Consider the following 20,153-nt stretch of genomic DNA (forward strand, 5'->3'; position numbering starts at 1 on the left):
GCCGCGAATCAGCGCGACAGCGTGAACGCGCTGACCGGACTGGTCTTCTCGTAGAACTTGCCGCCCTCGAACTCCTCGACGGTCACGGCCCAGAAATAGTCGCCCGGCGGCAGATGCGCGACGGTGATCTGGCGCGCATGCAGGCCGACCTGGTCGACGACCGGCGCGCTCAGGTCCTTCGAGCGCGACAGCACGAACCGGTAGCGCGCATCCTTGCCCGAACCGTTCGGCGACCAGCGGAACTCATAGCCGCCGGCACCCGGCGACGCGCTCGCGTCGAGCCCCATTACGCGGCGTTCGAACGCGTACGTGCGCGGCCGGCCCTCGAGGCCGTTCGCATCGATCGCGGCGACCCGCACGAAGTAGTTCCCGTTCGGTACGCCGTGGAAGACTGCGCGCGGCGAATCGGTGCGCGTTTCGCTGAACAGGTCGAGCAGCCCCGCGTCGTGCGCGAGCTGCACGCGGTACGCATGCGCCTGGGCGAGCGGTGCGACGTCGAACGTGACGTCGGGCTCGTCCTGCACCTTGTCGGGATTCGCGAGCGCCGGCGCGGACAGCAGCTCGACGGGCGCGCCGACGGCACCGGACGACGTCGCGACGCTGCCGAAATTCGCATGCACGAGCGTCGGGCCGGCCGGCTGCCGGTCGCCCGCGACACCGACGGTGCCATCGAGCACTTCGACGCGCGTCGACGCATTGCCGGCCGCGTCGTAATTCACGCGAAAGTGCGTGCCGCGCACGCCGGCCACGACCGACGGCGAACGGATCTGGAAGCGGTCTTCGCGTTTCTTCAGATGGGTGACCTCGCTGTCGACCGAGCCGCGCGTGAGTTCGAACTCACGATCGAGCGTGCCGGTCAGCACCGTGCGGCGCAGCGCCTTCAGGTCGAGCTGGCTGTCGGGCGGCAGGCTCATGTGCGTGCCGTCGGCCAGCTCGAGCGTCACGAAGCCGTTCGGGCCCGTGCGCACGCGGTCGCCTTCGGCGAGGGTCGCATCGTTCGCGAGCGGCGTAAAAGCGTCGCCGGACGCACGTTCGGCCGTGCCCTGCACCGCGACGACGCGCGCGGTCAGCTTTTCCTTGCGCAGACGCGCGACCGGCAGCTTCAGCGCGATGCCGGGCTGCAGGTGCTTCGGTGCGGGCACGCCGTTGATCTGCTGAAGCAGCTGCCAGTCGTCCGCGCCCTGCAGATAGCGCGCGGCGACGTCGTACAGCGTGTCGCCCGCCTGCGTACGATAGACGACCATCTTGCCTGCCGCGGCGGGCGGCTGCGCAGCCGCATGCTGCGCAGCAAACGCGAACGCGACCGCGCAGGCCGCGTGCAGCGCGATCGTGCGCCGGGGCGCCGTGCGCTGCGTGATTCCCGTGGTCACTCCGGTTCTCCCTGGCCGACCCGCTCGAGCCGGTAGCCGTAGCCGTAGATCGGCGCAAGGCGATAGCCGTTTTCGGGCCGCAGGCCGAGCTTGGTGCGCAGCATCGAGATGTGCGTATCCATCGTGCGCGACGGGATGTCGGTCGCCTGCTTCCACACGAGATCGAGAATGTGCGCGCGCGACAGCGGCCGGTCGAGGTGCTGGAACAGCAGCAGTGCGAGTTCGAATTCCTTCTGCGTGAGGCTCACGGCCTTGTCGCCGACGTAGGCCTGCTTCAGGTTCACGTCGAAACGGAATTGATCGAATTCGCGAACGGTCGCCTCGGCGTTGACCGGATACGCACGGCGCAGCAGCGAGCCGATGCGCGCGCGCAAGATCGGGCCCGACACGGGCTTGACCACGTAATCGTCGGCGCCGGCATTGAGGATCTGCGTGATCCCCGCCTCGTCGTCACGGCTCGTCATGAAGATGATCGGCAGGCTGTGCTCGGTCTGATTGGCACGCACCCACTTCAGCACTTCCTCGCCGGACATGTCGGGCACGTTCCAGTCGAGCACCAGCAGATCGAACGTCTCGCGCTGCAGACGCTTCTTCAGGGCCTTGCCTTCCTTGAACGCATAGCACGTATGGCCAACGGCCGTCAGCGTTTGACTGACGAAATCCGTCTGGGCCGGATCGTCATCCAGTACAGCAATTCTCATAGCACCCCGCAAATCGAAATCGATTCGTCCAGTTCAGCTCCCCGCCCCCATCCCGCCGCGCAGCACGCGCGCGGCTGCAGAATACCGGCCGGCGAGCCGTCGTTCGCCGCTCGCGCCACCTGCGCAAACCGGCGCCCCCGGCTAAATATCTCAAAAACGGGGTACGGACGAACCGGCGATTTCATCATAGTAGTATGAAATTCGCCAATAAATTGCGCGGACTACCGTCTTTTCTTCGAATAATCCTTTCTACCGCGCAATCGAGCGCCTAGTCGACGCCCGCGATACCGGCCACCGACTCGGCGACATCGTCGGCCGGCACACGCGGCGACAGCGGTTCCGAACGCGCCGGTTGCACAAGCATCCGCTGCAGCTGGCCGCGCACACGCTCCCACGCGGTGGCCGCATAGTCCGGTTGGCTCGCCGCCCACGCCTGCGCCAGATCGAACACACGTTCGATCGTCGCACCGCAGTAGGTCAGGCCCGAGCCGTCGTCCTGCGCGGCATCGCGCAGCCGTTCGTCGAGCCACTCGGCCAGCCACGGCATCTCGGCCGCGGCCGAATCCGCGTAGGCCTCCAGCGCGGCACGCGCGTGGCGATCCCGTTGCGGGTCGAGCTCGATACGGCTCAGTCCCGATACGCTGCGTTCCGCTCCGGACGGACTTCGAATGGTCCCTGGTCTGAAGGACATGTCCTCTCCCCGTTGTACGACGGTAGCGTCAGGCATGGCCCCCGTGCCCGCCGTATGACGTACCGTGGCCGGCGCATCCGCTGGGAGCGGACGACCGGCCGGGTCAGTATACGCAGCCGATCACGAAGCGAGGTTTAAGAATTGTCAGAAAAGTGTGGCCGGCGCCAGGCGCTGCCGGCGCCGTGATGCGAGCCGTCAGCGGCGGCGCATCAGGAACACGAAGGTCTTGTCCTGTGTCGTCGATTCGACGATCTCGTTGCCCGTCTGCTTCGCGAACGCGGCGAAATCGCGCTGCGAGCCCGGATCGGTCGCGAGCACCTTGAGGATTTGCCCGCTTTCCATATCGGCGAGCGCTTTCTTGGCACGCAGGATCGGCAACGGGCAATTGAGCCCGCGCGCGTCCACTTCCTTGTGAATCTGCATCGGCTGTCGACCTTCGAATGACGCGCCATTCAAGGCGCGGAAAGAAGCGGTGATTTTACCGCAGCGCCGCCGTGCCTGCCCGGGCCGTCAGCGGCGCGACGCCCGCGGACACCGGGCTCAGGTGCCCGAGAAGCCGCCCGCGAGCCGCTCGCGCAGGTGCCGCACGAGCGCGCGCACCGCGCTCGGCACCACCGGGCTGTACGGGCGGATCGCGAAGATGTGGTCGCCGAACGCGCCCGACGGCCGCCAGCCGTCGAGCAGCGCGACGAGCCGGCCGGCGTCGAGATCGCGCTGCGCGCTGAAATCCGGCAGCAGCGCGATGCCGAGCCCGCCGAGCGCAGCCTCGCGCATCGCCTCGCTGTTGTTTGCCGCGAAACTGCCGCGCACGGGCACGCTTACGCGCTCGCGGCGCCGGCCGTCCGGCTCGAAGCTCCACGCGGCCGGTTCGTTGTCGCGCAGGTAGCATAGGCAGCTGTGGTCGACCAGTTCGCTCGGGTGCCGCGGCTCGCCGCGCGCGTCGAGATAGTCGCGGCTCGCGACCAGCAGCGAGCGCGTGTCGCACAACTTCCACGCGACGTGGGTCTGCGGCGCGGTGGTCGTATGGCGGATCGCGAGGTCGAAGCCCTCCTGCGTCAGCGAATGCAGCCGGTCCGACAGGTCGAGTTCGATCTGCACGCCCGGATGCTGGCGCAGGAAATCGGGCAGGTGCGGCACGACCTGCTGGCGCCCGAGCGCGACCGGCACCGTCACGCGCAGCAAGCCGCGCGGCTCGCCGGCCAGATCCTTCACGCGCGCGAAGTGCTGCCCGATCGACTCGAACGCGTCGCGCGTGCTGTCGACGAGCGTCTGGCCCGCGTCGGTGAGCCGCACGCTGCGCGTCGTACGTCGCACGAGCGGCACGCCGGCGGCCTTTTCGAGATCGGCGATGCGCTGGCTCATCGCGGCCTTGCTGATGCCGAGCCGCTGTGCGGCAGCCGTGAAACTGCCGGCCGCGGCCAGCACCGTCAGCGAATGGATATGTGGCCAGAGCGCCTGGACATTTTGCTGATTCATCCGGTGATTATTCAGAATTCTGAACAGTGAATCAAGCTGCGCGGCCTTCTCCCGCCCTGCCCGTTTGCCTAGACTTGGTGCTGTCCACCCCCACCCGATCCCCAGGAGACACGATGAATCCGGTTCCCGCGTACACCTCCGACGCCGACGTCGGCCACTATGTCGACGGCGCGCCCGTCGCCGGCCGCAGCGGCCGCTTCCAGGACGTCCTCAACCCGGCGCTCGGCCGCGCGGTGCGCCGCGTCGCGCTCGCCGACGACAGCGAAGTGCAGCAGGCCGTCGCGTCGGCCCACGCCGCGTTCCCGGCCTGGGCCGCGACGCCGCCGATCCGCCGCGCGCGCGTGATGCACCGCTTCCTGCAACTGATGAACGAGCACCGCGACGCACTTGCGGCGATCATTACCGCCGAGCACGGCAAGGTGTTCTCCGACGCGCAGGGCGAAGTCGCCCGCGGCATCGACATCATCGAATTCGCCTGCGGCGTGCCGCAACTGCTGAAGGGCGACTTCACCGACCAGGTCAGCACCGGCATCGACAACTGGACGATGCGTCAGCCGCTCGGCGTCGTCGCGGGCATCACGCCGTTCAACTTCCCGTGCATGGTGCCGTGCTGGATGTTCCCGGTCGCGATCGCGACGGGCAATACGTTCGTGCTGAAGCCGAGCGAGCGCGACCCGTCGGCAGCCTTGTTCATCGCCGACCTGCTCACGCAGGCCGGGCTGCCGGCCGGCGTGTTCAACGTCGTGCAAGGCGACAAGGGCGCGGTCGACGCGCTGCTCGATCACCCCGACGTGCAGGCCGTCAGCTTCGTCGGCTCGACGCCGATCGCGGCCTACGTGCAGCAGCGTGCCGTGCAATCCGGCAAGCGTGTGCAGGCACTCGGCGGCGCGAAGAATCACCTCGTCGTGATGCCCGACGCGAACCTCGAGCAGGCCGTCGATGCGCTGATCGGCGCCGCGTACGGCTCGGCCGGCGAACGCTGCATGGCGATCAGCGTCGCGGTGCTGGTTGGCGACATTGCGGACCAGATCGTGCCGCTGGTGGCCGAGCGCGCGCGCAAGCTGGTGATCGGCGACGGGATGTCGCCGGAAGTCGAGATGGGCCCGATCGTCACCGGCGATGCGTTGAAGCGTATCGAAGGCTATATCGAGCAAGGCGTGAACGAAGGCGCGCAACTGGTGGTCGACGGCCGCGGGCTGCGCGTACCGGGCCGCGAGGCCGGCTTCTTCACCGGCGGCACCCTGTTCGACCACGTGACGCCCGACATGCGCATCTACAAGGAAGAAATCTTCGGGCCCGTGCTCGGCTGCGTGCGCGTGAAGGATTTCGGCGAGGCGGTCGACCTGATCAACGCGCACGAGTTCGGCAACGGCGTGTCGTGCTTCACGAGCGACGGCGGCATCGCGCGCGAGTTCTCGCGGCGCATCCAGGTCGGCATGGTCGGCATCAACGTGCCGATTCCGGTGCCGATGGCGTGGCACGGCTTCGGCGGCTGGAAGAAGAGCCTGTTCGGTGACATGCACGCGTACGGCGAGGAAGGCGTGCGCTTCTACACGCGCCAGAAGTCGGTGATGCAGCGCTGGTCGTCGAGCATCGGCAAGGGTGCCGAATTCGCGATGCCGACCGCGAAGTAACCGCCTGACGGCACGCCGCCCGCCGATCGGTCGCGCGGGCGGTACGCCGGCAGGCTGCGTCAGCCGGCCTGCGTGCCGTGCGCGCCGTCGGCGGTCGGCAGGTATGACAGTTCGAGCCGGTACGCGAGCGCGACGAACAGGCTCTGCGCGAGGCCCATCGTGGCCGTCAGCGCGCGGAAGCCGAACGTCGCGCTGTCCTGCACCATCAGCGTCACCTCGGCCTCCCGCGCCAGCGGGCTCATCCGGCTGTCGGTGATCGCGATCAGCCGCGCGCCGCGCTGCACGGCCTGCTGCGCAACCTGCACGGTTTCCTCCGCATACGGCATGAACGAGATGACGATCATCACGTCGCCCTCGCGCACCGACCGGATCTGGCCGAGATGCATGCTGCCGAGCGCACTGAACAGGCCGATGCGCTTGTCGGTGTGCTGCAATGCATAGTCGAGGTACACGGCGATCGGAAACGCGCGCCGCGAGCCCGCGATCCAGATCGCCTGCGTGTCGGCGAGCAGGTCGACGGCCTGCGCGAGCGCCTGCGAATCGAGCGTCTGCCGCAGCTGCTGCATCCCGGCAATACTGCCCTTGATGAATTCGTCGGCGATCTGCTCGGGCTGCAGGCTCGACGAGCCCGATTCGATCACGTCGCGCAGCCGCAGGTTGTACGCACGCCCTGGCGCGATCTGCTGGGCGAGGCCTTCGCGGAACAGCTTCTGCATCTCGGAGAAGCCGGAAAACCCGAAATGCTTCGCGAAGCGCACGACGGCCGACGGCTGGACGCCGCACGCTTCCGCGAGCGACTGGATGCCTTCCAGGCCAAGCTGGTCCCGATGCGTTTCCACGTGGCGCGCAATCACCTTCAGGCGATTGCTGAGGCCGTCGTACTCCTGCGTCAGATGCTGCAGGAACTGCTCGACAGTGGCGGGAGGTTTCTCGGATGAGCTCATCGGATAGCGCGAAGTTGACGGCCCCGACGTGCGCGCGAGGTTGACGAACGCGGCCCGGGGCTCACCTGGATACATGCATGAAGGGCGAATTTAATCACGTTTGCGGCGCGGCCCGCGCCGCGTGCTCGCTCCCACGCGCTCGATCATCACTTGCCTACGCTCCACGGCAATACTGGAAGCGATTGTCCAACGCTCTCGCGGCGTCGTAAAGATTAGGGTGTCTACCAAGGCCGGCCGCCGGTGCGAAGCCTTGCACGACGGGCGCGCCGCGCACCGCAGCCGGCCCGTCGCGCGCGGTTCAGCGATAGTCGACCCACACGCCGCCCGCATCGGCGGAGCGCACGCAGTTCTCGACCCAGCGCACACCTTCCACGCCCGCATGGACGTCCGGATAGCGGATGCTCTTCAACGCCGCGGCGTCGCCGCGATCGGCCGCATCCATCGCGAGCGCGAAGCGCGCATAGAGATTCGACCACGCCTCGAACAGCCCTTCCGGATGCCCGGCGCCGATGCGATCCTCGCGCAATGCGTGCGGATGCAGATAACCCATCCCGCGATCGAGCACCTGCGCGGGCTGCCCCTGCACTTCGTAGCGCAACTGGTTCGGATGCTCGTCCCACCACTCGACACTCGCCTTCGAGCCGATCACGCGCACCTTCTGGCTGTGCATCGAGCCTGCATTCACCGCGCTCGACCACACGTAGCCGACCGCGCCCGTGTCGTATTCCATGATCGTGAACGCGTTGTCTTCCAGCGGCGCGCGGCTTTTCACGAAGCTCTGCCGCGAACACATCAGCCGCCGGATCTTCAGCTCGGGCGCCATCACTTCGGAGATGTACAGCGGATGCGTGCCGATGTCGCCGAGCACGTAGCTCGGGCCCGCGATCTTCGGATCGACGCGCCAGCGCGCGGCCGCGCTCGCGGCCTCGACGCCCTCGCTGTGGAACCCGTGCGCGAACTGCATCTGCACGATGCGGATCTCGCCGAGATCGCCGCGCGCGATCATCTCGCGCGCCTGTTCGATCATCTGGTGTCCGGAATAGCCATACGCGACGCCGACGATCCGGTTCTTCTCGACCGACAGCCGCTCCAGCGCCTCGGCCTCCTCGGTCGTGAAGCACAGCGGCTTCTCGCAGACCACGTGCAGCCCCGCGTTCAGCGCGGCGCGGCAGATCTCGAAGTGCGTGTTGTTCGGCGTCGCGATCGACACCGCGCGAATGCCGTCCGGACGGCGCGCCTCGGCGTCGAACATCGTCGCGTAGTCGGGATAGCAGCGCTCGGCCGCGACGCCGAGCTTCACGCCGAACTGGCGGCCGCGTTCGGGATCGATGTCGAATGCGCCGGCGACCAGCTGGAAGCTGCCGTCGCGCAACGCGGCCGACCGGTGGCTGTAGCCGATCTGGCTGCCGAGCCCGCCGCCGACCATGCCCCAGCGAATCGAATGTCCAAGCAGAATCTGTCCGTCGATCATGATTGTGTCGTTCCTTGTCCGTAGTCAGATCATCAAGCGAAACCGGCCGACGCGAGAAACGCGCGGCTCGCGGCCACGTCGCGCAGGCTCGTGCCGGCATTGCGCGGGTCGCGCTCCTGTTCGATCGTGATGTAGCCGGCGTAGCCGATCTCGTCGAGCGCCTGCTTGATCGACCGGTAGTCGAGCACGCCCTTGCCGATCGGGCACATCACGCCGCGCGCGCAAGCCGCGAAGAACGCGATGTGCTCGCCCATCACCGCGTCGTACACGGCCGCGTCGATGTCCTTGAAATGCACGTAGTCGAGGCGCGCCGCGTGGCGGCGCAGCCAGGTTTCCGGATCCATGCCCGAGTAGTACAGGTGGCCCGTGTCGAGACACAGGCCGGCCGTGTCGGCCGGGATGTCGGCGATGATCCGGTCGATCTCGTCCGCGAACTCGATGTAACCGCCCGCATGCGGATGGATCACCGTGCGCACGCCGAATGCGTCGCGCGCGAGCGTCGCGATCTGCCGGATGTGCTCGACCATCGTCGACCAGCTTTCGTCCGACAGCCGCGGCGCGCGATCGCCATGGCCCGCCGCGTAGTCGCGTTCCTCATGGCCCCAGTCCATCACGACCAGGTACGGCGCCGCATGGCGCTGGCCGTCCTGCGTCGGCAGCTTCGGCAGCCGCGTGATCAGCGCGCAGATCTCGCGCGTCTGGCGCAGCAGGTTCGGCAGGTTCGCCGGCGACACGAGATCATCGAAGATCGTGCCGGCGGTGATGCTCAGGCGCTGCCGCTCCAGCTCCGCGCTCACCACGTCGAGTTCCAGCGGGATGTAGCCGTATGGCCCAAGCTCGATACCCGAGTAGCCGGCCTGCGCCGCCTCGGCGAGCACGTGCCGCCACGGCGGCAGATGTGGATTCTTTACATCGTCGACACCCCAGCAGCAGGGCGCACAGCCAATCTTCATCGTCATGTCGGTCGATCCGGCAGGAATGCGCAGGGTTCAGCCGCAATAGAACGCGGGACGTTCGGCCATCGCGATCGGCTCGACCGCCCCGCTCTTTTGCGCACGCACGCACGCGTCGGCCGCGACCGCCGCAGCGTAGCCGTCCCAGGCCGACGGCCCGGTCAGCGCGTGCGCCCGCACGCCGTCGATGAACGCCTGCAGTTCGACGTCGTACGACGCGATGAAGCGCTCCTTCCAGTCGGTCATGATCTCGACCGACTTTCGCGCCGCATGCTTGAGCCCCACCGCAGGCGGATCGGGCAGCTTCGCGATGCCCTGCTCGCCCACCACCTCGCACTGGATGTCGTAGCCGTACTGGCAGTTCACGAAGATCTCGACGTCGATACGCACGCCACTCGCGGTTTCCAGCAGCACGATCTGCGGATCGGCGAGATGCGCGGACGCATGGCGCGTCTTCTTCGGATAGACGACCTGGGTGCTCACGTAGTCCTCGCCGAGCAGCCAGCGCAGCACGTCGAGTTCGTGGATCAGCGTGTCGGTGATCGCCATGTCGGTCGTGTAGCGCTCGCCGACCGACTGGTTGCGGTGCGCGCAATGCAGCATCAGCGGCGCGCCGATCTCGCCGCTGTCGATCACGCGCTTCAGCGCGCGATAGCCTTCGTCGTACGGACGCATGAAGCCGACCTGCACGAGCCGCTTGCCGTGCGCGACTTCAGCCTCGACGATCCGCATGCAACCGTCGGCCGTGACGGCGAGCGGCTTCTCGCAGAAAACGGGCTTGCCGTGCGCGATTGCATCGAGCACGAACGCTTCGTGCGTCGGCCCCCACGACGTGACGAGCACGGCCTGCACGTCGGCGGCCGCGACCACCTCGTGGCCATCGCCATAGATCTCGGCATCGAGCCCGTACTTCGTCACCGCGTCACGCGCCTGCTGCGGATCGATGTCGTTGACGGCCACGACCCGCGCGCCGGACAGCGTGCGGGTCAGTCTGCGAATATGGTCCTGGCCGATCGCACCGCAGCCGATCACGCCGATTTGCAAGGTCATCTCAAAGTCTCCAGTCGTTCATTGGCGGTGCGGCACGCGCCGCACCGGTCAGTCATCCGTCAGCGCGTCGTGCGATCGAAATGACGATCGACGTAGCGCTGGATCGTGTCGCGCATGTAACGCGACGATGCTTCCGCGCGGTCCTCCCACGCGAACACGCACGACGACATCACGCCGTCGAAGCCTGCCACGCCGAGTGCGCGGAAAAACACGTCCCAGTCGATCTCGCCCTGCCCGATGTCGAGATGCTGGTGCACGCGGACCTGGTTCGAACCGGGCGGGTTCACGATGTAGCGCAGCTGGCTGCTCTTGCGGTGGTCGAAGGTGTCGGCCACGCGCACGTGCGCGAGAATCGGCGCGGCCTGCGCGATCATCGCGGCCATGTCGTCGCCGTAGTAGAAGGTGTGCGGCGCGATGTACGACAGCTTCAACGACGGCGAGCCGATATTCGTGACGATGTCGATCGCGGGCTGCAGCTGCTCGATCCAGTCCTCCGGATGCGGCTCGACCGACAGCACGATGCGTTCGCGCTCGAGGATCGGCAGCAGCTCGTCCATCGAACGGAACCACGCGGCTTCGCACAGCTCCTTCGGGTTCGCGCCGGGCCGCTCGCCGACCGAGCGCTCGGGCGACGCGCCGCGCCCGAACTCCGACACCATCAGCGCGCACTCCATCTCGACCGCCACCTCGATCGCCTTCTTCCAGCAGCGCACCGCCCATTGCCGCTCGTCCTCGAACGGGCTCGCCCAGCGGTACATCGGCTGCAGCGACGCGAGGCCGACGCCGCTCGCGCGCATCGCCTGCCGGAACGCGGCCATCCGCTCGCGCGTGGCGCGCGGCATCACCCACCAGTCGAGAAAGTCGCTGCGCGGCGACAACTCGATCTGGTCGTAGCCAAGCTCGGCCACCGCGTGCGGCAGGCGGTCGAGCGACAGGTGGCGAATCATGTAGGGGTCCAGCGCGATCTTCATCGAATGTCCTCGACGGTGGCGGGTTCCGGACGAAGGCGGCGGCACGTGCCGCCCCCGCCCGGCGATGCACGAAGGGTCAGCGGCGCTTCTTCTTGTTGCGGTACTGGTCGGCGATCACGGCCGCGACGATGATCGCGCCCTTGACCATCTCCTGGTAATACGCGTCGATGCGGATGAACGTGAAGCCCGACGTCATCACGCCGAGGATCAGCACGCCGATCACGGTGCCCGTCACGCGGCCGAGGCCACCCGACAGCGACGTGCCGCCGATCACGACCGCCGCGATCGCATCGAGCTCGTACATCACGCCCATGCCCGACTGGCCCGAGATCGCCCGCGCGGCCGTCACGGTGCCGGCAATCCCGCTCAGCAGTCCCGCGATCGCGTAGACGAAGATCAGGTGCCGCGTGACGTTGATGCCCGACACGACGGCCGCGTGACGGTTCGCGCCGATCGCATACGTGTACTTGCCGAAGCGCGTGTAGCGCAGCACGACGTGGAAGATCGCGGCGATCACGAGAAAGATGATCACCGGGTTGGCGCCTGCGCCGATGGCCGCGAACTGGTCGGTCAGCATCGACACCGGCATCCCGTTGGTGAACCACTTCGCGAACCCGCGCGCAGCCACCATCGTGCCGAGCGTCGCGATGAACGGCGGGATGCCCGTCATCGCGATCAGCGAGCCGTTCAGCAGGCCGACCAGCAGCCCGACGCATACGCCGGCCAGCACCGGCCAGATGATCGGCAGGTCGGTCAGGTGCGGAAACACCGCGCGTGGAAAATCGGATACCTGCGCGAGACTCGCGGATACGACCGCCGCCGCAGCCACGACCGAGCCCGACGACAGGTCGATCCCGCTGGTGATGATCACGAGGTTCACGCCGACCGCGATGATGCCGATCACGGCCATCTGCAGCACGATGATCTCGAGCCGTTCGGCATTGAACAGGAAGCTCTGGCCGACGACGATCCAGCCGACGATCTCGAAGAACAGGCTGATGCCGACGAGCACGAGGAAGATGCTCAGTTCGGGCGGCCACTTCGTGTGCCGCGCCTTGATGGTCATGGTCTGCGCATCCGCGACCGGGTTCAGGTTGCCCATTGCTTTGTCTCCAATCTTGTTTCGGCTCAACGCGACGCGAGATCCATGATGCGGACCTGGTCGGCGTCCTTGCGATCGACGATGCCGGTCATGCGCCCTTCGTGCATCACCATCACGCGATCGCTCATTCCCAGCACTTCCGGCATTTCCGACGAGATCATCAGCACCGCGACGCCCTTGCCGGCGAGCGCGCTGACGAGCCGGTGAATCTCGGCCTTCGCACCGACGTCGATGCCGCGCGTCGGCTCGTCGAGGATCAGGATGCGCGGCTGCGTGAGCAGCCACCGGCCGATCAGCACCTTCTGCTGGTTGCCGCCCGACAGGTTCTGGATCTCCTCGTGCAGCCCGGGCGACTTCACGCGCAGCATCCGGCTCATTTCCTCGCAGTCGCGCTTCAGTTGCGCCTGCTGCACGAAATTGAACTTCACGTAGCGGTTACTGAGCACCGCGGCTTCCATGTTCGCGAGCAGGTCGAGATTCAGGAAGCAGCCGGTGTCCTTGCGGTCTTCGGTGAGGAAGGCCATCCCGTGCTTCATCGCCTGCGCGGGCGTCGCGATGCGCACCGGCTTGCCGTCGATCCGGATCTCGCCCGTCGTGGCCGGCACGACGCCGAACAGCGCCTCGGCAACGTTCGAGCGCCCCGAGCCGACGAGGCCGGCCACGCCGAGGATCTCGCCCGCGCGCAGCTCGAAGCTCACGTCGCGGAACACGCCGTCGACGCCGAGGTTCTGCACCGACAGCACGACCTCGCCGATCGGCACCTCCTCCTTCGGGAACATCTGCGTGATCTCGCGCCCGACCATCATGCGGATGATGTCGTCGCGCGTGACGTCGCTCGACGCATGCGTGCCGATGTACTTGCCGTCGCGGAACACCGAGAACTCGTCGGCGATCTCGAACAGCTCGTTCATCTTGTGCGTGATGTAGACGATGCCCTTGCCCTGCTCGCGCAGCTGGCGAATGATCCGGAACAGGTGCGTGACTTCCTTGTCGGTCAGAGCGGAGGTCGGCTCGTCCATGATCAGCACGTCGGAATCGAACGACACGGCCTTCGCGATCTCGACCATCTGGCGGCTCGCGACGGTCAGCGTGCGCACGTCGGTTTCCGGATCGATGTCGATCGACAGCCGCTCGAACAGTTCGGCCGTCTGGCGGCGCAGCGCCGTGTGATCGATCAGGCCGAAGCGGTTCTTCGGTTCGCGGCGGATCCAGATGTTCTCCGCGACCGTCATGTACGGCATCAGGTTGAGTTCCTGGTGGATCATCGCGATGCCGCGGTTGAGTGCATCGAGCGGGCCGTTCAGCACGACGGGCTCGCCGTTGATCAGGATCTCGCCCTGGTCGGGCGTGTAGACGCCCGCGATGATCTTCATCAGCGTCGACTTGCCCGCGCCGTTCTCGCCCATCAGCGCATGGACGGTGCCGCGGCGCACGCGGAACTGCACGCCGTCGAGCGCGACGACGCCCGGAAAGGTCTTGCCGACGCCGCGTACCTCGAGCACGCAGTCGGCCGCGGAAGAAGCCGGCGGGGCCGACGAGCCGGTGGAGCCGGACGAAGCGGCCGGCGCATCGCCGCCGGCCATCGGGCGCGCGATCCTGGCTGTAAACATGGACGTTCCTCGACGAGTCGCGCGCGAACCCGGCCATGCCGGGCTCGCGCAGTTCAACGGATCACCGGTCAGTGCTTCGCGTACTGGTTCATGTTCTCGGGCGTCACGAGCTCGAACGGCACGTTCACGAAACGGTCGACGGGCTGCTTCTTCGCGAGCTTGAGCGCGGCCGCGACGGCCTGCTGCCCCTGCCCGGCCGCATTCTGGTAGACCGACACCTTCAGCTCGCCGCTCTTCATCGACGCAAGGCCGTCCGGCGTCGCGTCGATGCCGGCGACGATCGTTTTCGGCGTCAGCTTGCGCGCGGCCTTCAGCGCGTTGATCGCGCCGATCGCCATCTCGTCGTTGTTCGACACGATCGCGTCGAACTTCGTCCCGGAGCTCAGCCAGTTCATCGTGATGTCCTGGCCCTGCGTGCGACTCCACTTGCCTTCGCGCTTGTCGACGATCTTCATGCCCGCGCAATCCTTCGTCGCGATCACGTCCTCGATGTCCTTGGTGCGGGCGCGCGCCGATTCGTTGGACAGCTCGCCCATCAGCACGAGCAGGTCGCCCTTGCCGCCGAGCAGCTTGCACACCTGGCGCGCCTGCAGCGTGCCCGACTGTTTCTCGTCGGACGCGACCACCGCGACGCCGGCCGGCAGCTTGTCGAAATCGACCGGCTTGCGGTTCACGTACACGAGCGGGATTTTCGCGGCCGTCACCATCTTGGTGATCTTCGGCGTCGCGTCGGTATCGACCGCGTTCACGATGATCGCGTCGACCTTCTGCGCGATCATGTTCTGGACCTGGCTCAACTGCTTGCCGACGTCGTTGCCGCCGTCCTCGATCTGTACCGTCGCGCCGTCCTTCTTCGCCGAATCGGCGATGCTGTTGCGCAGGATGGTCAGGAACGTGTCGTCGAACGACGCCATCGTCACGCCGATCTTCTCGGCATGCGCGAGCGGCACAGCCAGGATCGCGGCGGCCGCGACGGCCATCAGCTTGGTCTTCATGATCAATCTGTCTCCTCATCTCCGGGGGGCGGAAGACGGCGCGTTGCGCGCCGCCGGGCCGAGTCCGATACGGACTGAAGCATCCGGATGAAACTGTAGATCACTTCCTCGAAAATTTGGAAATTTATTTCTACGTGATTTCACCTAGGGAACTGGATTTCCAAAAAGTCTAGACTCCGTTCCGTAGCCCGATTCCTTGCGGCAGGCAGTCCCGCGTCGTGCAGCGCACGGTGCGGACGACCGCGAACGGATCGGTCCCCTAATCTGCCGGCATCGCCGAACGCCGGCCGCGAGCGTGACACGTGATATGAGCCTGCTGAACTTTCCGAGTGACCGCCCCATCGATCTCGCCTGCCTCGGCCGCGTGGCCGTGGATCTCTATGCGCAGCAGTACGGCAGCCGCCTGGAAGACGCGCGCACTTTCCAGATGTATCTCGGCGGCTCGTCCGGCAACGTCGCGTTCGGCGTGGCCCGGCTCGGGCTGAAGACCGCGATGATCTCGCGCGTCGGCGACGAGCAGATGGGCCGCTTCCTGCGCGAGACGCTCGAGCGCGAAGGCTGCGATACGAGCCAGCTGCAGACCGATCGCGAACGACTCACCGCGCTGGTGCTGCTCGGGCTGAAGGATCGCGACACGTTCCCGCTGCTCTTCATGCGCGAGAACTGCGCGGACATGGCCGTGCGCGCCGACGAGATCCGCGAGGACTTCATCGCCGGCTGCCGCGCGCTCGCGATCACCGGCACGCACCTGTCGACGCCGGGCACGCGCGAGGCGTCGCTGACGGCGCTCGGTTATGCGCGCCGCCACGGCGTCGTGCGGATCCTCGACATCGACTACCGGCCCGTGCTGTGGGGCCTGACCGCGCGCGGCGCCGGTGAGAACCGCTACGTGCCGGACGCGCAGGTGACGCGGCAACTGCAGCAGGTGCTCGGCGAATTCGACCTGCTGGTCGGCACCGAGGAGGAATTCCTGATCGCGGGCGGCGTGCCGCACGACGTGATCGGCTCGTTGCAGGCGGTGCGCAAGATCACGAACGCGACGCTGGTCGTCAAGCGCGGCGCGCTCGGCTGCTGCGTGATCGAAGGCGACATTCCCCCCCGCCTCGACGATGCGCCGACCTTCCTCGGCGAACGCGTCGAGGTGCTCAACGTGCTCGGCGCGGGCGACGCGTTCCTGTCGGGCCTGCTGTCGGGGCTGCTGCGCGGCCGCGACTGGGCCGAGTCGACGCGCATCGCGAACGCGTGCGGCGCGATCGTCGTGTCGCGCCATGCGTGCTCGGCCGCGATGCCGACGCCGGCCGAGCTCGCGCACTGGTTCGACGGCAGCCGCAATCCGGTGGTCGATGCCGACCAGACGCTCGCGCACCTGCATCGCGTGACGGTGCCGCGCCGGGAATGGGACGACCTGTGCGTGATGGCGTTCGACCATCGCAGCCAGTTCTACGAACTCGCGGTGCAGGCCGGCGCGGACGAAGCGCGGATCAAGACGCTGAAGCGCCTGCTCGTGCGCGCGGTCGAACAAGTCGAGCGCGATCGTCAGATCGAAGGCCATGTCGGCGTGCTGATCGACGGCGGCGGCTACGGCAGCGACGCGCTCGCGTCGGCCACCGGGCGTGGCTGGTGGGTCGGCCGCCCGGTCGAGCTGCCGGGCTCGCGGCCGCTGCGTTTCGACGAAACGCGCTCGGTCGGCTCGTCGCTCACGCACTGGCCGACCGAACAGGTCGTGAAGTGCCTCGTTCACTATCACCCCGATGACCAGGTGGACCTGCGCGTCGAACAGGAACAGCGCGTGCTGGAACTGTGGGAAGCCACGCGCGCCAGCGGCAACGAGCTGCTGCTGGAAATGATTCCGCCGCGCGCGGTCACGCCGGCCGGCACCGAGGACGACGCGGTGCTGCGCACGATCGCGCGCTTCTACAACCTCGGCGTGATGCCCGAATGGTGGAAGCTCACGCCGCTGAGCGCCGACGGCTGGGCGCGGCTCGAAGCGCTGATCGCCGAGCGCGATCCGCACTGCCGCGGCGCAGTGATCCTCGGGCTGAACCAGCCGCTGGACTATCTCGTCGACAGCTTCCGCTCGGCGACCAACCCGATCGTCAAGGGCTTCATGGTTGGGCGCACGCTGTGGGCCGATGCGTCGCTGAACTGGTTCGCCGGCCGGATCGACGACCAGGCGCTGATCGACGAAGTCGCCGGCAATTTCGCGCAGCTCGTGGATGCGTGGCTCGGCCGCCGTGCCGCGGCCGCCCGCGCCGCCGCGGCCTGACGCGACGCCTGCGATGACCCCTTCCTCTTCACCGACCGACATGACCTCTACCGTGAGACTGACCGTCAGCCAGGCGCTCGTGCGCTACCTGGCCGCCCTGCGCGCCGAAGTCGTCCAGCCCGACGGCCGCACCGAGATCCTGCCGTACTGCGGCGGCGTGTTCGCGATCTTCGGTCACGGCAACGTGGCCGGGCTCGGCGAGGCGCTGCACGCCGAAAAAGACCGGCTGCCGACCTTCCGCGCCCACAACGAGCAAGGGATGGCCAATGCAGCCGTCGCGTTCGCGAAAGCGAATTTCCGCCAGCGGATGATGGCCGCGACGTCGAGCATCGGCCCCGGCGCGACCAACATGCTGACGTCGGCCGCACTCGCGCACGTCGGCCGGCTGCCGTTGCTGCTGCTGCCCGGCGACGTATTCGTGTCGCGTCTGCCCGACCCGGTGCTGCAGCAGGTCGAGGATTTCGAACAGGGCGACGTCAGCGCGAACGACTGCTTCCGGCCCGTGACGCGCTACTTCGACCGGATCACGTCGCCCGAGCAGCTGCTCGTCGCGTTGCCGCGCGCGATCCAGGTGATGACCGATCCCGCGCAATGCGGCCCCGTGTGCCTCGCGTTGCCGCAAGACGTGCAGACCTTCGCGTACGACTGGCCCGAGGACTTCTTCGCGCCGCCGGTGATCCGGATGCGCCGGGCGCCGGCCGACGCGCTCGAGCTCGCCGATGCGCTCGACGTGCTGAAGGCCGCGAAGAAGCCGCTGATCGTCGCGGGCGGCGGCGTGCTGTACAGCCAGGCATGGGACGCACTGCGCGCGTTCGCCGATACGCATGGCGTGCCGGTCGCCGAATCGCAGGCCGGCAAGGGCAGCCTCGCGTGGGACCATCCGCTGAATCTCGGCTCGATCGGCGTGACGGGCTCGCCTGCCGCGAACCGCGCGGCCGCGCAGGCCGACGTGGTGTTCGCGGTCGGCACGCGGCTGCAGGACTTCACGACCGGCTCGCATGCGCTCTTTGGCAATGCGACGCTATTGAGCCTGAACGTGCAGCCGTTCGACGCCGGCAAGAAACGCGGCCGTCAACTGGTGGCCGATGCGCGCACGGGCCTCGGCCAGCTGTCGGCCGCGCTGGCCGGCTGGCGCGCCGATCCGGCATGGACCGCAAGCAACCGCGACCAGGCCGCCGCATGGAACGCGCGCGTGACCGAGCTGACGACGCGCGTGCCGACAGACACGTTGCCGTATGACGCGGAAGTAATCGGCGCGGTGCGCGATTCCGCAACCGACGCGGGACGCGACAGCGCGCGCGACGACCTCGTCGTGTGCGCGGCCGGCACGCTGCCGGCCGAACTGCACAAGCTGTGGCGCAGCGGCGTGCCGGGCAACTACCACATGGACTATGCGTACTCGTGCATGGGCTACGAGGTCGCGGGCGGCCTGGGCGCGAAGCTCGCGCGGCCCGAGCGCGAAGTGATCGTGATCGTCGGCGACGGCTCGTACATGATGCTCAACGCGGAACTCGCGACGTCCGTGATGCTCGGCCGCAAGATCATCGTCGTGATCCTCGACAACCGCGGCTACGGCTGCATCGAGCGGCTGCAACTGAATTGCGGCGGCGCGAGCTTCAACAACATGCTCGACGACTGCGTGCCGGAGGGCGGCGAGCGCTCGACGATCGATTTCGCGATGCATGCGCGCGCGATGGGCGCCGAAGCCGTGCACGTGCGCGACATCGGCGAGCTGCGCAGCGAAATGAAGCGCGCCCGCGCGGCGAAGAAGAGCCAGGTACTCGTGATCGACACCACGCACCGCCGCACGACCGACGACGGCGGCGCATGGTGGGAAGTCGCGGTGCCGCAAGTGTCCGAACGCGCCGGCGTCGACGCAGCACACCACGCGTATCTCGATGCGAAGACCCGGCAGCGGCGCTGATGGCGCGCACGGCCCACGCACCCTCCCCGCGAAAAACACATTCGAACCAAGGAAACACGTCATGAGCTGGAACGTACGCATCGGTATCAATCCCCTGTCGTGGATGAACGACGATCTGCCGTCGCTCGGCGGCGAGACGCCGCTCGAAACGGCGCTGAAGGAAGGCGCCGAAATCGGCTACGCGGGCTTCGAGCTCGGCAACAAGTTTCCGAAGACGGGCCCCGAACTGAAAGCGAAGCTCGCCGAGTTCGGGCTCGTGTGCGTGTCGGGCTGGTATTCGGGCTTCCTCGCCGAAGTCGAACCGGGCATGAGCGACGCCGATGCGGTCGCCGCGGAAATCGAACGCTGCCGCGCGCACATGACGAAGCTGCAGTACAACGACGTGAAGGTAGTCGTCTACGGCGAATGCGCGGGCACGATCCAGGGCAACATCGACACGCCGGTCGCGAAGCGGCCGCGCTTCGTCGACGATGAAGCATGGCGGCGCTACGCGGCACGCCTCGACGCGTTCGGCGCGCACCTGCTCGACACGTACGGGATCAAGCTCGCCTACCATCACCACATGGGCGCGTACGTCGAGTCGCCCGACGACGTCGACCGGCTGATGGCACTCACCGACCCGGCGAAGGTGTTCCTGCTGTTCGACACCGGCCACGCGTATTTCGGTGGCGCGGCCGACCCGGTGAAGCTGCTGAAGAAGCATGTGTCACGGGTGGTCCACGTACATTGCAAGGACGTGCGGCCGCAGGTCGTCACGCAGGCGCGCAACGACGGCTGGAGCTTCCTGAACGGCGTAATCAACGGCACCTTCACGGTGCCGGGCGACGGCGCGCTCGACTACGAGGCGACGCTGCACACGCTGAAGGACGCCGGCTACGAAGGCTGGCTCGTCGTCGAGGCCGAGCAGGACCCGGCTGTCGCGCCGAGCTATGCGTATGCGAAGAAGGGCTACGAATCGCTGCGCGCGATCGTCGACCGGTTGAGCGCGTAAGCGC

Annotated in this window: 17 protein-coding genes; 4 read left to right on the top strand and 13 right to left on the bottom strand. The window is 67.5% G+C overall.

Going from position 1 to position 20,153, the window contains the following annotated elements; all coding sequences use genetic code 11:
• Positions 1 to 8: 8 nt before the first annotated feature.
• The 5 genes from LGN19_RS15075 to LGN19_RS15095 form a co-directional block, all read right to left on the bottom strand.
• Complete coding sequence (locus LGN19_RS15075) at positions 9 to 1,370, bottom strand: FecR domain-containing protein (protein WP_226215629.1); 1,362 nt, start codon at positions 1,368 to 1,370, stop codon at positions 9 to 11.
• Complete coding sequence (locus tag LGN19_RS15080) at positions 1,367 to 2,071, bottom strand: response regulator transcription factor (RefSeq protein ID WP_006490421.1); 705 nt, start codon at positions 2,069 to 2,071, stop codon at positions 1,367 to 1,369. The genes LGN19_RS15075 and LGN19_RS15080 overlap by 4 nt, the downstream gene beginning before the upstream one ends.
• A gap of 268 nt (positions 2,072 to 2,339) precedes the next feature.
• Positions 2,340 to 2,762: a peptidase gene (locus LGN19_RS15085; protein WP_122945122.1), complete on the bottom strand. Its 423-nt coding sequence runs from the start codon at positions 2,760 to 2,762 to the stop codon at positions 2,340 to 2,342.
• Between the two features lie 195 nt (positions 2,763 to 2,957).
• The gene (locus LGN19_RS15090) at positions 2,958 to 3,185 is read right to left on the bottom strand and encodes a sulfurtransferase TusA family protein (protein ID WP_006402122.1); all 228 of its coding nucleotides are present in this window, start codon (positions 3,183 to 3,185) and stop codon (positions 2,958 to 2,960) included.
• Between the two features lie 117 nt (positions 3,186 to 3,302).
• Entirely contained in the window at positions 3,303 to 4,238 is a 936-nt protein-coding gene (locus LGN19_RS15095; protein ID WP_226215631.1) for a LysR family transcriptional regulator, read from the bottom strand.
• A 113-nt stretch (positions 4,239 to 4,351) separates the two neighbouring features.
• On the opposite strand from LGN19_RS15095, the gene LGN19_RS15100 reads away from it, so the two are divergent.
• The gene (locus LGN19_RS15100; protein WP_174954531.1) at positions 4,352 to 5,872 is read left to right on the top strand and encodes a CoA-acylating methylmalonate-semialdehyde dehydrogenase; all 1,521 of its coding nucleotides are present in this window, start codon (positions 4,352 to 4,354) and stop codon (positions 5,870 to 5,872) included.
• A 59-nt stretch (positions 5,873 to 5,931) separates the two neighbouring features.
• Here the strand turns inward: LGN19_RS15100 and LGN19_RS15105 are convergent, their stop codons facing one another.
• The 8 genes from LGN19_RS15105 to LGN19_RS15140 all read right to left on the bottom strand — a co-directional run bounded on the left by LGN19_RS15105 (position 5,932) and on the right by LGN19_RS15140 (position 14,968).
• Positions 5,932 to 6,816 carry a MurR/RpiR family transcriptional regulator gene (locus LGN19_RS15105; protein ID WP_043182499.1) on the bottom strand — a complete coding sequence of 295 codons (885 nt, stop codon included), beginning with the start codon at positions 6,814 to 6,816 and terminating at the stop codon, positions 5,932 to 5,934.
• Between the two features lie 298 nt (positions 6,817 to 7,114).
• Positions 7,115 to 8,287 (bottom strand): Gfo/Idh/MocA family protein, encoded by a 1,173-nt coding sequence (locus LGN19_RS15110; protein WP_226215633.1) that lies wholly within the window; start codon positions 8,285 to 8,287, stop codon positions 7,115 to 7,117.
• Between the two features lie 32 nt (positions 8,288 to 8,319).
• Positions 8,320 to 9,246, bottom strand: a complete 927-nt coding sequence (locus LGN19_RS15115) for a TIM barrel protein (protein ID WP_226215635.1) — start codon at positions 9,244 to 9,246, stop codon at positions 8,320 to 8,322.
• Positions 9,247 to 9,276: 30 nt separating this feature from the next.
• The gene (locus LGN19_RS15120; RefSeq protein ID WP_226215637.1) at positions 9,277 to 10,290 is read right to left on the bottom strand and encodes a Gfo/Idh/MocA family protein; all 1,014 of its coding nucleotides are present in this window, start codon (positions 10,288 to 10,290) and stop codon (positions 9,277 to 9,279) included.
• 59 nt (positions 10,291 to 10,349) lie between these two features.
• Positions 10,350 to 11,261: a sugar phosphate isomerase/epimerase family protein gene (locus LGN19_RS15125; RefSeq protein ID WP_226215639.1), complete on the bottom strand. Its 912-nt coding sequence runs from the start codon at positions 11,259 to 11,261 to the stop codon at positions 10,350 to 10,352.
• A gap of 76 nt (positions 11,262 to 11,337) precedes the next feature.
• The gene (locus LGN19_RS15130; RefSeq protein ID WP_031402340.1) at positions 11,338 to 12,363 is read right to left on the bottom strand and encodes an ABC transporter permease; all 1,026 of its coding nucleotides are present in this window, start codon (positions 12,361 to 12,363) and stop codon (positions 11,338 to 11,340) included.
• A 26-nt stretch (positions 12,364 to 12,389) separates the two neighbouring features.
• Positions 12,390 to 13,973 carry a sugar ABC transporter ATP-binding protein gene (locus LGN19_RS15135; protein WP_174961344.1) on the bottom strand — a complete coding sequence of 528 codons (1,584 nt, stop codon included), beginning with the start codon at positions 13,971 to 13,973 and terminating at the stop codon, positions 12,390 to 12,392.
• 68 nt (positions 13,974 to 14,041) lie between these two features.
• Positions 14,042 to 14,968 carry a sugar ABC transporter substrate-binding protein gene (locus tag LGN19_RS15140; protein ID WP_226215641.1) on the bottom strand — a complete coding sequence of 309 codons (927 nt, stop codon included), beginning with the start codon at positions 14,966 to 14,968 and terminating at the stop codon, positions 14,042 to 14,044.
• A 307-nt stretch (positions 14,969 to 15,275) separates the two neighbouring features.
• Between LGN19_RS15140 and LGN19_RS15145 the strand changes: the two genes are divergently transcribed.
• The 3 genes from LGN19_RS15145 to iolE all read left to right on the top strand — a co-directional run bounded on the left by LGN19_RS15145 (position 15,276) and on the right by iolE (position 20,149).
• Positions 15,276 to 17,234 carry a bifunctional 5-dehydro-2-deoxygluconokinase/5-dehydro-2-deoxyphosphogluconate aldolase gene (locus LGN19_RS15145; protein ID WP_122945113.1) on the top strand — a complete coding sequence of 653 codons (1,959 nt, stop codon included), beginning with the start codon at positions 15,276 to 15,278 and terminating at the stop codon, positions 17,232 to 17,234.
• Positions 17,235 to 17,274: 40 nt separating this feature from the next.
• Positions 17,275 to 19,158 (top strand): 3D-(3,5/4)-trihydroxycyclohexane-1,2-dione acylhydrolase (decyclizing), encoded by a 1,884-nt coding sequence (iolD, locus tag LGN19_RS15150; RefSeq protein WP_226215643.1) that lies wholly within the window; start codon positions 17,275 to 17,277, stop codon positions 19,156 to 19,158.
• A 61-nt stretch (positions 19,159 to 19,219) separates the two neighbouring features.
• Positions 19,220 to 20,149 carry a myo-inosose-2 dehydratase gene (iolE, locus tag LGN19_RS15155; RefSeq protein WP_226215645.1) on the top strand — a complete coding sequence of 310 codons (930 nt, stop codon included), beginning with the start codon at positions 19,220 to 19,222 and terminating at the stop codon, positions 20,147 to 20,149.
• Positions 20,150 to 20,153: the final 4 nt, after the last annotated feature.

It is taken from the genome of Burkholderia sp. AU30198 (assembly GCF_020419825.1).
Classification (GTDB): domain Bacteria; phylum Pseudomonadota; class Gammaproteobacteria; order Burkholderiales; family Burkholderiaceae; genus Burkholderia.

Excerpts from the sequence above, each read along its gene's own strand:
- LGN19_RS15080 (WP_006490421.1), bottom strand. The coding sequence starts at position 2,071 with ATGAGAATTGCTGTACTGGATGACGATCCGGCCCAGACGGATTTCGTC.
- LGN19_RS15085 (WP_122945122.1), bottom strand. The coding sequence starts at position 2,762 with ATGTCCTTCAGACCAGGGACCATTCGAAGTCCGTCCGGAGCGGAACGC.
- LGN19_RS15090 (WP_006402122.1), bottom strand. The coding sequence starts at position 3,185 with ATGCAGATTCACAAGGAAGTGGACGCGCGCGGGCTCAATTGCCCGTTG.
- LGN19_RS15095 (WP_226215631.1), bottom strand. The coding sequence starts at position 4,238 with ATGAATCAGCAAAATGTCCAGGCGCTCTGGCCACATATCCATTCGCTG.
- LGN19_RS15100 (WP_174954531.1), top strand. The coding sequence starts at position 4,352 with ATGAATCCGGTTCCCGCGTACACCTCCGACGCCGACGTCGGCCACTAT.
- LGN19_RS15105 (WP_043182499.1), bottom strand. The coding sequence starts at position 6,816 with ATGAGCTCATCCGAGAAACCTCCCGCCACTGTCGAGCAGTTCCTGCAG.
- LGN19_RS15110 (WP_226215633.1), bottom strand. The coding sequence starts at position 8,287 with ATGATCGACGGACAGATTCTGCTTGGACATTCGATTCGCTGGGGCATG.
- LGN19_RS15115 (WP_226215635.1), bottom strand. The coding sequence starts at position 9,246 with ATGACGATGAAGATTGGCTGTGCGCCCTGCTGCTGGGGTGTCGACGAT.
- LGN19_RS15120 (WP_226215637.1), bottom strand. The coding sequence starts at position 10,290 with ATGACCTTGCAAATCGGCGTGATCGGCTGCGGTGCGATCGGCCAGGAC.
- LGN19_RS15125 (WP_226215639.1), bottom strand. The coding sequence starts at position 11,261 with ATGAAGATCGCGCTGGACCCCTACATGATTCGCCACCTGTCGCTCGAC.
- LGN19_RS15130 (WP_031402340.1), bottom strand. The coding sequence starts at position 12,363 with ATGGGCAACCTGAACCCGGTCGCGGATGCGCAGACCATGACCATCAAG.
- LGN19_RS15135 (WP_174961344.1), bottom strand. The coding sequence starts at position 13,973 with ATGTTTACAGCCAGGATCGCGCGCCCGATGGCCGGCGGCGATGCGCCG.
- LGN19_RS15140 (WP_226215641.1), bottom strand. The coding sequence starts at position 14,968 with ATGAAGACCAAGCTGATGGCCGTCGCGGCCGCCGCGATCCTGGCTGTG.
- LGN19_RS15145 (WP_122945113.1), top strand. The coding sequence starts at position 15,276 with ATGAGCCTGCTGAACTTTCCGAGTGACCGCCCCATCGATCTCGCCTGC.
- iolD (WP_226215643.1), top strand. The coding sequence starts at position 17,275 with ATGACCTCTACCGTGAGACTGACCGTCAGCCAGGCGCTCGTGCGCTAC.
- iolE (WP_226215645.1), top strand. The coding sequence starts at position 19,220 with ATGAGCTGGAACGTACGCATCGGTATCAATCCCCTGTCGTGGATGAAC.